Annotated in this window: 12 protein-coding genes; 4 read left to right on the forward strand and 8 right to left on the reverse strand. The window is 75.0% G+C overall.

The features are described from left to right. Window positions 1-39 precede the first annotated feature (39 nt). From IE330_RS02305 to IE330_RS02315, 3 genes are all read left to right on the forward strand, one after another. Window positions 40-1083, forward strand: a complete 1044-nt coding sequence (locus IE330_RS02305) for an ABC transporter substrate-binding protein (RefSeq protein WP_190134108.1) — start codon at window positions 40-42, stop codon at window positions 1081-1083. Between the two features lie 2 nt (window positions 1084-1085). Next, window positions 1086-2294 carry an LLM class flavin-dependent oxidoreductase gene (locus IE330_RS02310; RefSeq protein WP_190134109.1) on the forward strand — a complete coding sequence of 403 codons (1209 nt, stop codon included), beginning with the start codon at window positions 1086-1088 and terminating at the stop codon, window positions 2292-2294. 113 nt (window positions 2295-2407) lie between these two features. Beyond that, window positions 2408-3553 carry an NAD(P)-binding domain-containing protein gene (locus IE330_RS02315; protein ID WP_229925279.1) on the forward strand — a complete coding sequence of 382 codons (1146 nt, stop codon included), beginning with the start codon at window positions 2408-2410 and terminating at the stop codon, window positions 3551-3553. A 42-nt stretch (window positions 3554-3595) separates the two neighbouring features. On the opposite strand, the gene IE330_RS02320 is transcribed toward IE330_RS02315, so the two are convergent. The 8 genes from IE330_RS02320 to IE330_RS02355 all read right to left on the reverse strand — a co-directional run bounded on the left by IE330_RS02320 (window position 3596) and on the right by IE330_RS02355 (window position 11776). Then, entirely contained in the window at window positions 3596-4024 is a 429-nt protein-coding gene (locus tag IE330_RS02320; protein ID WP_190134111.1) for a lasso peptide biosynthesis B2 protein, read from the reverse strand. After that, window positions 4021-4284, reverse strand: a complete 264-nt coding sequence (locus IE330_RS02325) for a lasso peptide biosynthesis PqqD family chaperone (protein ID WP_190134156.1) — start codon at window positions 4282-4284, stop codon at window positions 4021-4023. The genes IE330_RS02320 and IE330_RS02325 overlap by 4 nt, the downstream gene beginning before the upstream one ends. Window positions 4285-4286: 2 nt before the next feature. Continuing rightward, a complete protein-coding gene (locus IE330_RS02330) occupies window positions 4287-6128 on the reverse strand; it encodes an asparagine synthase-related protein (protein WP_190134112.1) in 1842 nt (613 codons plus the stop codon). 56 nt (window positions 6129-6184) lie between these two features. Further along, window positions 6185-6328, reverse strand: a complete 144-nt coding sequence (locus tag IE330_RS02335) for a keywimysin-related RiPP (protein ID WP_190134113.1) — start codon at window positions 6326-6328, stop codon at window positions 6185-6187. 238 nt (window positions 6329-6566) lie between these two features. Continuing rightward, on the reverse strand, window positions 6567-6965 hold the full coding sequence (locus tag IE330_RS02340; RefSeq protein WP_190134114.1) for an STAS domain-containing protein: 399 nt from the start codon (window positions 6963-6965) through the stop codon (window positions 6567-6569). 348 nt (window positions 6966-7313) lie between these two features. Then, window positions 7314-8543 carry a S8 family peptidase gene (locus tag IE330_RS02345; RefSeq protein ID WP_190134115.1) on the reverse strand — a complete coding sequence of 410 codons (1230 nt, stop codon included), beginning with the start codon at window positions 8541-8543 and terminating at the stop codon, window positions 7314-7316. 459 nt (window positions 8544-9002) lie between these two features. Beyond that, window positions 9003-9833 carry an endolytic transglycosylase MltG gene (gene mltG / locus IE330_RS02350; RefSeq protein WP_190134116.1) on the reverse strand — a complete coding sequence of 277 codons (831 nt, stop codon included), beginning with the start codon at window positions 9831-9833 and terminating at the stop codon, window positions 9003-9005. A gap of 59 nt (window positions 9834-9892) precedes the next feature. Next, window positions 9893-11776, reverse strand: coding sequence for an ABC transporter ATP-binding protein (locus tag IE330_RS02355; RefSeq protein WP_190134117.1), 1884 nt, complete (start codon window positions 11774-11776; stop codon window positions 9893-9895). A 490-nt stretch (window positions 11777-12266) separates the two neighbouring features. Between IE330_RS02355 and IE330_RS02360 the strand changes: the two genes are divergently transcribed. Next, the gene (locus IE330_RS02360) at window positions 12267-12707 is read left to right on the forward strand and encodes a MarR family winged helix-turn-helix transcriptional regulator (RefSeq protein WP_190134118.1); all 441 of its coding nucleotides are present in this window, start codon (window positions 12267-12269) and stop codon (window positions 12705-12707) included. Window positions 12708-12760: the final 53 nt, after the last annotated feature.

Below are 12760 nucleotides of genomic sequence, written 5' to 3' on the forward strand. Positions count from 1 at the left end.
ACCGAGCCCGTGACGTACGCACAGAACGGATCCGTCCCCATGCGACAACGCCTCGCCCCTGTCCTGCTCCTCCCCTTGGCGCTGGCCCTCGCCGCCTGCTCCGGGACGTCCTCGGCCACCTCGTCGACCGGCGGCGGAGGTACCGACGGCAAGGGGTCGCTGACCCTCGCCGTCGGTGACCAGCGCGGCGGTTCCAAGGCCGTGCTGCGCGCCGCCGGCGAGCTCGACGACCTGCCGTACCGGATCGAGTGGTCGACGTTCACGTCCGGGCCGCCGCTCCTGGAGGCCGTGAACGCCAAGGCCGTGGACATCGGCGCGGTCGGCAACACGCCGCCGGTGTTCGCCGCGGGCGCGGGCTCGAAGATCTCGGTGGTGGCCGCGACCCACGGCACCGCGCGCGGCGAGGCCATCGTCGTCCCGAAGGACTCCGGGCTGCGGCGGACCGCCGATCTGAAGGGCAGGTCGGTCGCCGTGGCGCAGGGGTCGTCCGCGCACTACCAGCTCGTCGCGTCGCTGAAGAAGGCCGGGCTCACGCTCAAGGACGTCGACGTCACGTACCTGCAACCCGCCGACGCACTCGCCGCGTTCACCGGCGGCACCGTGGACGCCTGGGCGGTGTGGGACCCGTACACGTCGCAGGTGCTGCGCGGCGGCAAGGCGCGGGTCCTCACCGACGGCGAGGGCCTCGTCAACGGCCTCAGCTTCCAGGTGGCGGCGCCCGGCGCACTGAAGGACAAGAAGAAGGCCGCCGCCGTCGGCGACTACCTGCGCAGGCTGCGCAAGGCCCAGAACTGGGTCTTCCGACACCCCGAGGCGTGGGCGAAGGTCTGGGCGAAGGACACCGGGCTGCCGTACGAGGTCGCCCTCGACGCGGTCAGGCGCACGCACGGCACGCGCGTCCCGGTCGCCGTGGACCGTGCCGCCATCGCCTCCGAGCAGGACATCGTCGACACCTTCGCCGAGCTGAAGCTCATCCCGCGCCGCGTCGACTTCGCCGACTTCACCGACGACCGGTTCAACGGCTCGCTGCCGCCCTCGACCACCAAGCCCCGCACCTACCCCCGCACGCCCGAGGAGTCCTGACCATGACCGTCCACCTGCACTGGTTCCTGCCGACCGGCGGCGACGGCCGCACCCTCGTCGACCGGCACGCCTACACCGACGGCGGCATCACCCGCTCCCGCGTCACCCCGGTCAGCGGCGTGCGCGCCCCCGACATCGCCTACCTGGCGCAGATCGCCAAGGCCGCCGAGCAGCTCGGCTTCGAGGCCGTGCTGACGCCGACGGGCACCTGGTGCGAGGACGCCTGGCTGACGACGGTCGCCCTGGCCCAGCACACCGAGCGGCTCAAGTTCCTGGTGGCGTTCCGGCCCGGCGTGCTGTCCCCCGTGCTCGCCGCGCAGATGGCGGCGACGTACCAGCGCGTCACGCGCGGGCGCCTGCTCCTGAACGTGGTGACGGGCGGCGACGCGACCGAGCAGCGGCGCTTCGGCGACCACGTGGACCACGACCGCCGCTACGCCCGCACCGACGAGTTCCTGTCGGTGGTCCGCGGGGTGTGGGGCGGCACGCCGTACGACTTCGACGGGACGTACTACCAGGTCGAGGGCGGTCTCACCGCGCTGCCGCCGGACCCGCTGCCGGAGGTCTTCTTCGGCGGCTCGTCGGCCGCGGCGGGCCCGGTCGCGGCCCGCCACGCGGATGTGTACCTGACCTGGGGCGAGCCGCCGGAGCAGGTGAAGCGGAAGCTCGACTGGATCCGGGGGCTCGCCGAGGCGGAGGGGCGCACGGTCCGCTTCGGCATCCGGCTGCACACCATCTCCCGCGACTCGGCGCGGGAGGCCTGGGCCACCGCGCGGCGCCTCCTCGACGACCTCGACGCCGACACGGTGGCCGCCGCGCAGGAGGCGCTCGGCCACAGCGAGTCGGTGGGCCAGCAGCGGATGCTCGCGCTGCACGGCGGCTCCCGCGACAACCTGGAGATCGCGCCGAACCTGTGGGCGGGCGTCGGCCTCGTGCGCGGCGGCGCGGGCACCGCGCTCGTGGGCAGCCACGCCGAGGTCGCCGACCGCGTCGAGGAGTACCACGCGCTCGGCGTGGAGCACTTCATCCTCTCCGGCTACCCGCACCTGGAGGAGGCGTACTGGTTCGGCGAGGGCGTCGTCCCGGAGCTCGCGGCGCGCGGCCTCCTGTCCCGCATCCCCGCCGCCCCGCTGGCCGGCGTCCCGGCCGCGAACGGCCGCCCGGCGTCGGCGCCGGGCGGGGCGCCGCTGCTGGTGGGCGGGGGTCGCTGAGGCGGCGAGCCGCTGGACCGCTGAGCTGCTGGGCCGCTGAGCCGCTGGACCGCTGAGCCGCTGAGCCGCTGAGCCGCGGGAAGATCCCGCACCCCGGCATGGTTGGTAGAAACGTGAACGATATCGGGGTGCGGGACGCGGGCGTGACGGACGTGGACGTGGTGGTCGTGGGCGCCGGGCAGGCGGGTCTGTCCAGCGCCTACCACCTGCGGCGCAAGGGGTTCGAGCCAGGGCGGGACTTCGTCGTCCTCGACCACGCGCCCCGGCCGGGCGGCGCGTGGCAGTTCCGCTGGCCCTCGCTGACGTACGGCAAGGTGCACGGCATGCACGCGCTGCCGGGCATGGAGCTGACCGGGGCGGACCCCGCCCGGCCGTCGTCGGAGGTGATCGGGGAGTACTTCGCCGCCTACGAGGACCGCTTCGGCCTGCACGTACGGCGCCCCGTGGACGTGCGACGCGTACGGGAGGGAGCCGGCGGGCGGCTGCTCGTGGAGACCTCGGCGGGTACCTGGGCCACGCGCGCCCTGATCAACGCGACCGGCACCTGGGACCGGCCCTTCTGGCCGCGCTACCCGGGCCAGGAGACGTTCCGCGGGCGGCAGGTGCACACAGCGGACTACCCCGGGCCCGAGGCGTTCCGCGGGAAGCGCGTCGTCGTCGTGGGCGGCGGCGCCTCCGGCACCCAGCACCTGATGGAGATCGCCCCGTACGCCGCCGCGACGTGGTGGGTGACGCGGCGGCCGCCCGTGTTCGCCGACGGCCCCTTCGACGAGGAGCGCGGGCGGGCCGCCGTGGCCATGGTCGAGGAGCGGGTGCGGCGGGGCCTGCCGCCGCTGAGCGTGGTGTCGGTGACCGGGCTCGCCGTCACGGACGCGGTGCGCGAGGCGCGCGCGAACGGGGTCCTTGACCGCCTGCCGATGTTCGACCGCATCACGCCGACCGGCGTGGAGTGGGACGACGGGCGGCGGATCGAGGCCGACGTGATCCTGTGGGCGACCGGCTTCCGCGCGGCCGTCGACCACCTCGCGCCGCTGCGGCTGCGGGAGCCGGGCGGCGGCATCCGCCTGGACGGCACGCGGGCGGCCGCCGACCCGCGCGTGCACCTCGTCGGGTACGGCCCTTCGGCCAGCACGATCGGCGCGAACCGCGCGGGGCGCGCGGCGGTACGGGACATCGTGCGCCTCCTCGGGGACGAGGCGGTGGCCGTGCCCGCGCCGGAGGCCCGGGTGGCCGGCGCGGAGGTGCCGGTACCCGCCTGAGCCGTGAAAGGCCTGCGCTCCGCGGCCGCGACCCCGCGCGGGCTACGTGCGCTCCTCCGGCAGCGGTGCCACCGCGAGCAGCGTCCGGTAGTGGCCCGCCGGGTGCGGCTCCCCCACCGGTCGCCCCGCGACCTCGATCCACGCGTGGGCCTCGAAGGGGCTGGTGCGCACGCCCGTGCACCAGGTGGGCCAGGTGCCCCGGGCGCGGCACAGCAGGGCCGCGGCGATGGAGCGCTGGAGGCAGGCCTGGCCCGCGCAGCGCAGGCTGACGGAGACGACGTCCTTGCGGGCGGCCAGGGCCTCGTCGGCGGTGGCGGGCCGGGCGCCCCGGCGTACGGCTTCCAGGACCTTGCGGACCCGGGCGGGCTTGGCGCGGGCCAGCACGCGGGCCGCGGCCACGGCGAGCAGGGGCAGCGGTCTGCGGCGCACCGGCAGCCGGTCGCGGGCGGCCAGGGCGACGGGGGCGCTCACCGGGGCTCCGCGAGGAGGTCTGCGGCGCGCAGGGAGTCCACGAGCCGGGCCACGTCGCGCCGGGCGGCCTCGGGCGCGGCCCGGTGGCGCTCCGTCAGCTCCTGGGCGGCCTGGTCGTGGGTGCGGCCGTCGAGGAGGTTCTTCAGGACGAGGACGCCGGTGGGGTTGAGCTGCCAGTAGCGGCCGGTGCGCTGGTGCAGCAGGACGGCTCCGTCGTCGGTCTCGGCGAGGGAGACGTCGGGGTGCAGGGTCAGGGGCATCGTCACGTCCGAAGGGGTAGGGGGCGGCGGGCGGCGCGGGCCCAGGTCTCGCAGCCGAGGAGCTGTTCGACGGCGATGTCCCGGGCGGAGTCGGCCTGGGGGGCGAGGAGCCGGGCGCGGACGGCGTCGGCGTCGATCACTCCGAGCCGGGCCAGCTCGGAGTCGGCGAAGACGTCGAGCAGCGCACCGAGGTTGCGGCGGCGGCCCGTGCGCAGGTCGGCGCTGAAGTCGCCCTTGGTGGTGCGGTCCAGGACGAGGTCGGGGACGAGGCCGCGCAGGGAGCGGGCGAGGAGCGGTTTGTACCGCCACGGCGTGACGCGCTGGTCCAGACGCACGGCGAGGGCCGCCTCCACGACGCGGTCGTCGAGGAACGGCAGGTGCAGGCGCACGCCCTCGGCGGCGAAGAGCCGGGCGACCTGCCGGTACGCGGGCGACGTGACGCGCAGGGCGGTCAGGCACTGGTGCTGCCCCCGGTCCTCGGCGAAGGGCCGGGCGCTGTCGGCGGCCTCCAGGAGCGCGGCCCGGGCGGCGTCGACGGCGGCGTCGCTCGCCCAGGCCGGGGCGCGCAGCGGGGCGAGCCCCCAGCTCAGTGAGGGCAGCCGGGCGGGTGGCGGCGGACCGGTGAGCGCGGCGGCCTGGGCGCGCCACCAGTCGGACGGGGTGTCGGCGCGGGCGAGTTGGCCGAGGGTGGCCGCGAGCGGCCAGCGGCCGAGGGCGCGGTTGCCGCGCAGGTGGCGCAGCCCGGTCAGGGGGTGGCGGCGGACCAGGCGGTGCAGATAGCCGTACGTCCGGCCGAGGAGCTCGTCGGCGCCGTGGCCCGCGAGGTGGTGGCGGGAGCCGTGGGCGGCCAGGACGCGGGCGGTGTGCCGCATGCGGGCGTGGGTGCGCGCGTACAGGTACGGCCGCTCGGTGTCGGCGAGGGCCTCGGGGTCGGCGAAGACGGGCGGCAGCTCCTCCTGGGGCAGGACGAGGTGGTGCGCGTCGGGGAGGCGTGCCGCGGCGTGGGCGGCGTAGCGGGCGTCGTCGTTGCCCGCCTCCGCCTCGGCCCAGCGGAAGGCCAGCAGGTCCGGGGTGTGCCGGGCGGCGAGGAACGCCAGGGAGGTGGAGTCCATGCCGCCGGACAGGTCGCTGCTGAGGCTTCCGGCGGACGGGCCGGGCGCGCTCGTGCCGTCGGGGCGGCGTGCGTCGACCGCCGTGACCAGGGCCTGGCGCAGGGCCACCGCGCCGTCGTCCAGGGGGAGTTCGGGGTCGGGCGGACGCCACCGGAGCACTTCGCGGGCGCGGTCGGCCTCCAGGACGAGGCAGTGGTCGTGCGGCACCGTCGCCACGCCCGCCCAGGGGCTGCGGTCGGCGAGCGGGGGCGGCAGCATGCCGCCGCACGCGACGCGCACCGCCAGCACGTCCTCGTCGACGCCCGCGCCGGTGAGCGCGGCGAGCACGTCGGCGCGGTCCGCGGCGAGCGGCGTCCCGTCGACGAGACGGGCGTGGAAGACCTGCCGCAGCCCGGTCAGGCCGCCCTGGACCCGTGTGGCGCCGTCGTCCGTGGCGGCCACCAGGTGGAAGCTGCCGGGCAACTCCCGCGCCACGGCGTCCACGTCGGCGAGCGTACGCAGGCCCCGGGCCAGCCGCTCCAGGCGGTCGGTGGTGACCGGGCAGTGCCCGATCACCACCAGGCGCACCGGACCCGCCGTCGTGCGGCGGACCTCGTCCGGGTCCCAACCGCCCACCACCCAGGGGCGGCCCGAGGGGTGGGCAAGCACCCGGGCGGCCGGGAAGGGGTACGCGTCCGGGGTCCGCGGGGCTGCCCCTGGCGCGTCCGACAGGACGACGAATCCGGCGCTCATCTCACCTGGCCTCGGCTCGTACGGTCCGACTGGTCACTGGTCCGGTACGGCCGCCCCTACCAGCCCTGCTCGCCGAGGACGTCGTTGTACTTGTTGCCGAAGCCCAGCGTGTCCTCGGAGAACTCGCCGACGGCCACGAGGGCCGGCGGCTCGTAGCCCGTGGCGGCGTCCTGCTCGTCGGTGCCCGTGTGCTGTTCCATGGGTGCCTCCTGATGAGTCCTGACGGGTACGGGAAGTGCCTGGACAGACGCGTGCGCCCCCGGGCAGGGGCGCACACGACGCGCGGCGATGATCCGAACTCATTGCCGAACACGCCCTACCCGTCAATCACACGCCATACACCGCCACTTGGGCTCGCTTGCGCACCACGCACCCCTTGCCTCACGCCTCGACGACGACCGCACGGCCGGGGTCAGGCGTGCCGAGGGGGCGGCCGGGTCAGGCGTGGGACGGGGCCGGGGGCCTGCGGCGGGGGCCTCCGCCCGGCGGCACCGCGAGCGCGTCGCGCAGGCGGGGCACGACGGCGAAGCAGTCGGCCACGCCCGCGAGGCGCATCACCTTGCGGTGGAAGGGGTCCTGCAGAACCACGGTGAGGCGCAGCTCCCGGCGGCGGGTGGCGTTGCGCGCCTGGCAGAGCAGGGACAGGCCGCCGCAGTCCAGGAACGTCACGTCGCTCAGGTCGAGGACCACGTCGTGGCGGCAGGTGAGCGTCAGCTCGGCGAGGCGGCCCGTGAGCCGCTCGGTGGCGTAGATGTCGAGCTCTCCCCAGAGCGTGATGACCAGCCGCTCCTGCCGCACCCGGGCGTGGAGACCGAAGGGAGGACTGTCGTCGTGCATCGTTCCCCCTCGTGGCGCCCTGTGCGCGGATCCGGGGTGTGGCGGCCCGGCGCCGCCGACCCGGGTCGGTCCGGGCGGAGCACGCGGACGCACCACCGTGATTGCGGTCTGTGCGGTGAACTGTCTCGCCACCGGGGGCACGAGCGGCGCGGTGGTGCCTATGGCATACCCGACAGGCGCAAGATAATGCAACTCCTCTGCATTAAACCGGGGTTGGCTGATTCGGCCGGGCTCCGGCGCACGCTGCCGGACGGGGGCGCCGACCGCCGTCACGGCACCGGTGTCGTGGCTGGTCCGCGCCGGGTCACCGGTCGGCCGGGCGGTGCGGCGCCGCCGTCGGCGGAGGTGTCACAGCGTGTACAGAAGTTTGTCGGGCACCACCGGCGGGGTGCCCTGCAGGACTCCGGTGGTGGCGTTGTCGATCAGGTGCCGCTTCACCTGGGCGGGGGTGTCCGCGGGCCGGAGGGCGAGGTGGAGCGCCGCCGCGCCGGCCGCGTGGGCCGCCGCCATCGACGTACCGCTGACGGTACGGACGGAGGTGTCGCCGTCGTACCACATGGAGGGGATCTGCACGCCGGGTGCGAACAGGGACACGCAGGAACCGTGGTTCGAGGAGGAGGCCCGCCGGTCGTTGCGGTCGCTGGCGCCGACGGTGATCACCTCGGGGAGCCGCGCGGGGGACGTGGAGCAGGCGCCGGTGGAGGTGCCCGCGCTGCCGGCCGCCGCGGTGTAGGTGACGCCGGAGCGGACCGAGGCGCGGACGGCGTTGTCGAGGACGCCGTCGGCCGGGCCGCCGAGGCTCATGTTCGCCACGGCCGGCCGCGCGGCGTGCGCCGTCACCCAGTCGACCCCGGCGACGACGCCCGACGTGGTGCCGGAGCCCTGGCAGTCGAGGACCCGCACGGCGATCAGCCGGGCCTCCTTGGCGACGCCGTGGGTGCGGCCGGCCGCGATGCCGCCGACGTGGGTGCCGTGGCCGTTGCAGTCGGCACCGTTCCGGCCGTCGCCCACGGTGTCGACACCGACCGAGGCGCGCCCGCCGAAGTCCTGGTGCGTGGTGCGCAGCCCGGTGTCGATGACGTGGACGCGGACGTCGGGCGCGGTCGTGCGGTACGTGTAGCTGCCGGACAGTGGCAGGGTGCGCTGGTCGACGCGGTCCAGGCCCCAGGGCGGGTTCGGCTGCGTCCCGTCGGCGGCGGCCCGGGCGAGGCGCACGCGGGTGTCCTGGTGGACGGACGCGACCCGCGGGTCGGCGGCGACGCGTGCGGCCCGCGCCCGGCTCATCGTGGCGGAGAAGCCGTGCAGCGCGGCCCGGTACACGTGCCCGAGGCGCGTACCGCCGTCGCCCCGCCCGAGCAGCTCGCGCGCCACGCCGGGCACGTCGCGGCCCCGGGTGTCCTTCAGGACGACGATCCACCCGTCCGGCACGGCGCTCTCCCCGGCCGCGGCAAGGCGCAGCGCACCCGCAGGGCCCGCCGGGGCGGCCCCGGCCGCGGACGCGCCGCCGGCCTGGAGACCGGCGGCGACGACGAGCGCGGACAGCACCGCGACGGCACGGGTGCGGGAGGGACGTGTCATGGCTGCACCTGCTTCCTCGTGGGGGTGAGGGCCCCGGGAGGCGGGAGCGGTGGGGATTGCCGCCCGGGGACGGGGGTACCCGGCAACGGTGGCCCGCCGGATGGTCGGCCGGCGGGCCACCTCGGAGACATACCGCCGGAGCCGGGCGAGGCGGTCCGCTGGCCACCACGCTGGCGAGGGTCCGCCGAAAACGGCAGGTGCAGCGACACCGCACCGCGCCGCCGCACCGGACACCCCGCCCCGCTCCGCCGTGGTTCCTTCCTCTTCCGCCCCGCCTTCACGGTGTCGGCGCATCCGCCCCCCTCCCCTCGTCCGCCCTCCCGGCCGGGCTGCCGAGTACCGCCCGGGAGAGCCATGGAAGCGGCGATGCGGCGCGCCATCAACGGGTCCCGCGCGCCCCAAGACGACTTCCGGCCTACCTGGACCCCACTGCCGCCTCGCCCACGCCGCCGCCCCCGGTCACCGGTTCCTGTTGAACTCCGCCACGTTGCGCCGCTGTTCCTCGTAGCTCGCGGTGAAGCGGGTGTCCCCGCGCTTCACGGTCACGAAGTAGAGCCAGTTCCCCGGTGTCGGGTTCGTGGCGGCGCGCATGGCGTCCTCGCCGGGGTTGTTGATGGGGGTGGGGGGCAGGCCCATGCGGGCGTAGGTGTTGTAGGGGCTCTTGAGCTTGGTGTCGCTCGCGGCGGTTCTGAGGGTGGAGCGGTTCAGGGCGTAGTTGATCGTGGAGTCCATCTGGAGGGGCATGCCCCGGTCGAGGCGGTTGTAGATGACGCGGGCCACCTTGCCCATGTCCGCCTTGGTGTCCGCCTCGGCCTCGATCATGCTCGCGATGGTGACGGTCTGGTAGATGTTCACGGCGTTGCGGTCGGCGCCCGCGGTGACGTGGCCGCCGCTGAACTTCTTGTTCGCGGTGTTCACCATGTACGACAGGACGGACGCCGGGGTCGACTGGGACCCGATGGGATACGTGGCCGGGAAGAGGTAGCCCTCGGGGTTGCCGCCGGCGTCGCCGGGCAGTTTGAGGTCCGCCCGGCCGACCGCCTTCTTCGTGGTGCCCTCGGCGACTCCGAGGGCCTTGTCGATGGCCTTGTAGACCTGGCCGGAGCGCCAGCCCTCCGGGATCGTCAGCGTCTTGGGCCGCGGTTCTTCGTCGTCGTCGGGGAGCAGCAGCGGGACCGCCACGGCGGTGGCCGCGGCGACGGCTCCGGACGTGATCAGGGCGATCCGGCCCCGGCGCGTCAGCCGGACCGCTGTGCGTTTCGTGCCCCCTGGCGGTGTGGTGGTGTGCATGCGGGCACGGTAACCCGGCTTTTGTCATATTTCAGGGCAAATGTCGGCGGATCGGACCCCTACGGCGCGGGTTCCAGGAGCGTGTCCCTGCGCACGAGCGCGGCGTACCGGCCGTTGCCGGCGAGGAGTTCCTCGTGGGTGCCCCGCTCCACGGCCCGCCCGCCGTCGAGGACCACGATCTGGTCGGCGCCGCGCACGGTGGACAGCCGGTGGGCGATGGTGAGCGTGGTCCGGTCGGCCGACAGGGCGTCGATGGCCCGCTGCACGGCGTGCTCCGTCCGGGTGTCGAGGGCGCTGGTGGCCTCGTCCAGGATGAGCACGGGAGGGTCGCGCAGGATCGTGCGGGCGATGGCGAGGCGCTGCTTCTCGCCGCCGGAGAAGCGGTGGCCGCGCTCGCCCACCACGGTGTCGTAGCCGTCGGGGAGGGCCGCGATGTGGTCGTGGATCTGCGCGGCCCGTGCGGCGGCGTGCAGTTCCTCGTCGGTGGCGTCCGGCTTGGCGAAGCGGAGGTTGTCGGCGACGGACGCGTGGAACAGGTACGTCTCCTGGGAGACGACGCCGACGGCGCGCGCGAGGGTGTCGAAGTCCAGGTCGCGCACGTCGACGCCGTCGAGGGTGACGCGCCCGGCCGTCACGTCGTACAGCCGGGGGACCAGGTAGCTGAGCGTGGACTTGCCGGAGCCCGTGGGCCCGACGACGGCCAGGCTGCCGCCCGCGGGCACGGTGATGTCGATCCCTTCGAGGACGGGGGCGCCCTCGGGGTCGTAGCGGAACTCCACGCCCTCGAACCGGACCTCGCCCTTGACCCGCTCCAGGGACACCGGCCGGTCCCGCTCGGTGATGTCGACGGGCAGGTCGAGGTACTCGAAGATGCGCTGGAAGAGCGCGAGCGAGGTCTGGATCTGCACCCCGGTGGAGAGCAGGCTGACCGCGGGCCGGAACAGGCCCTGCTGGAGCGAGACGAACGCGACGAGCGTGCCGATGGAGACGGTGGGCCCGCCCATCTGGAAGGTGAGCCCGGCGCTCCAGTACAGGACGGCGGGCATGGCGGCCATGACGATGGTGATCACGGCCATGCGCCAGCGCCCGGCCATGTTGGAGCGGACCTCCAGGCGCACCAGCTCCGCGGACTCGTCGGCGAACGAGCGCGTCAGCGAGTCGGCGCGGCCCATCGTGCGGCCGAGCAGGATGCCGCTGACGGACAGCGACTCGGTGACCGTGGCGGCCATCGCGGCCATCTGCTTCTGCCGCTCGGTGGCGATCTTCTTGCGCTCGCGGCCGACCCGGCGACTGATCCACACGAACAGCGGAAGCAGCAGGAGGGACACGACGGTCAGGCGCCAGTCGAGGGCGAGCATGGCGACGACGGTGGCGATGACGCTCGTGCTGTTCGACACGAGGGAGGTCGCCGTGGAGGTGACGGTCGCCTGCATGCCGCCGATGTCGTTGGCGATGCGGGACTGGACCTCGCCGGTGCGGGTGCGGGTGAAGAAGGCGAGCGACATGCGCTGGAGGCGGCCGTAGACGGCGGTGCGCAGGTCGTGCATGACCTGCTGGCCGACGGTCGTGGAGATCAGCGTCTGGAGGACGCCGAAGACGCTGGTGACGACCGCGCTGAGGACCATGCCGAGCGCGAGCAGGGTCAGCAGGCCCGTGCGTCCCTGCGGGATGGCGGTGTCCAGGATCTCCTTGAGGAGGAAGGGGGTCGCCACCGAGACCAGGGACGCGGCGCACACCAGCAGGCCGACGACGGCGAGGCGGGCGCGGTACGGGCGGAAGAGGCGGAGGATGCGGCGTAGCTGGCGGGGCTCCTCCGGGCCCTCGGCCGGGCGGGGCTCCCCCGGGTCCTTGGCCAAGCGGGGCTCCCTCGGGTCCTTGGCCGGGCGGGGCTCCCCCGGGCTCGCGTCCGAGGGCGTCCAGGTGGGCGGGGTGTCGTGAGGCATGGGCTCCTACGGGACCTAGCGGGACGTCGGCGGTGTCGGCCGACGACCGTGCGGAGGAGCGGCGGTACGGGACCGCCGCCCGGGGGCGTGCGGATGGTGCGGGCCGACGGTGCGGGTCGGCCGCGCGGGGCCGGGCCGCCGGTGCCGAGGCGGCGGCGCCGGATGGGCGCTGTCGGGTCGGCGGTGTCGGGTCGGCTGTGTCTGGCTGTCGGTGCCGGGTCGGTGACGGCGTGGCGCCGGCGGTCGCCCGGCCCGGGGTGTCGGCGACCGTACGGCCTGCGCCGTCGGCAGCCGTGCGGCCCGGGCTTTCGGTGTGCTCGGGCTTTCGGTGTGGCCGTACGGCTGCGCTGTCGGCGCGCGCGGTCGCACGGCCTGAGTGCGGTGGCCTGCCGCCGAGGACGGACGTGGGTGGGCCGGCGCCGACGACCTCAGGAGGATAGCTCATTGTTACCTATACTCACAATGCACATGGTCCTGCTACTGTTCCGGCATGAGCACACCGGACACCGACGGACTTCTCGCCGAGCAACTGCTGCGGCTGACCCGTCGGCTGCACCGCATCCAGAAGCGCCACCTGGAGCCCATCGGCATCACCCCCGCGCAGTCCCGGCTGCTGCGCACCCTGGCGCACTGCGACACGCCCCCGCGCATGGCCGATCTGGCGCAGCGCCTGGAGGTCGTACCGCGCGCCGTGACCAGCGTGGTCGACGCCCTGGAGGCGAGCGGCCGGGTGCGCCGCGCCCCGGACCCGACCAACCGCCGCGTCATCCGCATCGAGCTCACCGACGGCGGGCACGAGGCGCTCCGGTTGCTGCACGGCGCGCGCCGCGCCGCCGCGGAGGACATCCTGGCTCCCCTGGACACCGCCCAGCGCGCGCAGTTGGGCGGCTTGCTCGACGCGTTGTTCGAGGTGCCTGAGGGCGGGGGGTGAGGCGGGGGGCTCGGTGTCACGGGGGCTTGCTTGTCCGCCAGGGCAGACCTGTG

It is taken from the genome of Streptomyces longispororuber (assembly GCF_014656095.1).
Classification (GTDB): domain Bacteria; phylum Actinomycetota; class Actinomycetes; order Streptomycetales; family Streptomycetaceae; genus Streptomyces; species Streptomyces longispororuber.

Coding starts and splice junctions, on each gene's coding strand:
- IE330_RS02355 (WP_190134117.1), bottom strand. CDS start 11,776: ATGCCTCACGACACCCCGCCCACCTGGACGCCCTCGGACGCGAGCCCG.
- IE330_RS02305 (WP_190134108.1), top strand. CDS start 40: ATGCGACAACGCCTCGCCCCTGTCCTGCTCCTCCCCTTGGCGCTGGCC.
- IE330_RS02335 (WP_190134113.1), bottom strand. CDS start 6,328: ATGGAACAGCACACGGGCACCGACGAGCAGGACGCCGCCACGGGCTAC.
- IE330_RS02325 (WP_190134156.1), bottom strand. CDS start 4,284: ATGCCCCTGACCCTGCACCCCGACGTCTCCCTCGCCGAGACCGACGAC.
- IE330_RS02310 (WP_190134109.1), top strand. CDS start 1,086: ATGACCGTCCACCTGCACTGGTTCCTGCCGACCGGCGGCGACGGCCGC.
- IE330_RS02340 (WP_190134114.1), bottom strand. CDS start 6,965: ATGCACGACGACAGTCCTCCCTTCGGTCTCCACGCCCGGGTGCGGCAG.
- IE330_RS02330 (WP_190134112.1), bottom strand. CDS start 6,128: ATGAGCGCCGGATTCGTCGTCCTGTCGGACGCGCCAGGGGCAGCCCCG.
- mltG (WP_190134116.1), bottom strand. CDS start 9,833: ATGCACACCACCACACCGCCAGGGGGCACGAAACGCACAGCGGTCCGG.
- IE330_RS02345 (WP_190134115.1), bottom strand. CDS start 8,543: ATGACACGTCCCTCCCGCACCCGTGCCGTCGCGGTGCTGTCCGCGCTC.
- IE330_RS02360 (WP_190134118.1), top strand. CDS start 12,267: ATGAGCACACCGGACACCGACGGACTTCTCGCCGAGCAACTGCTGCGG.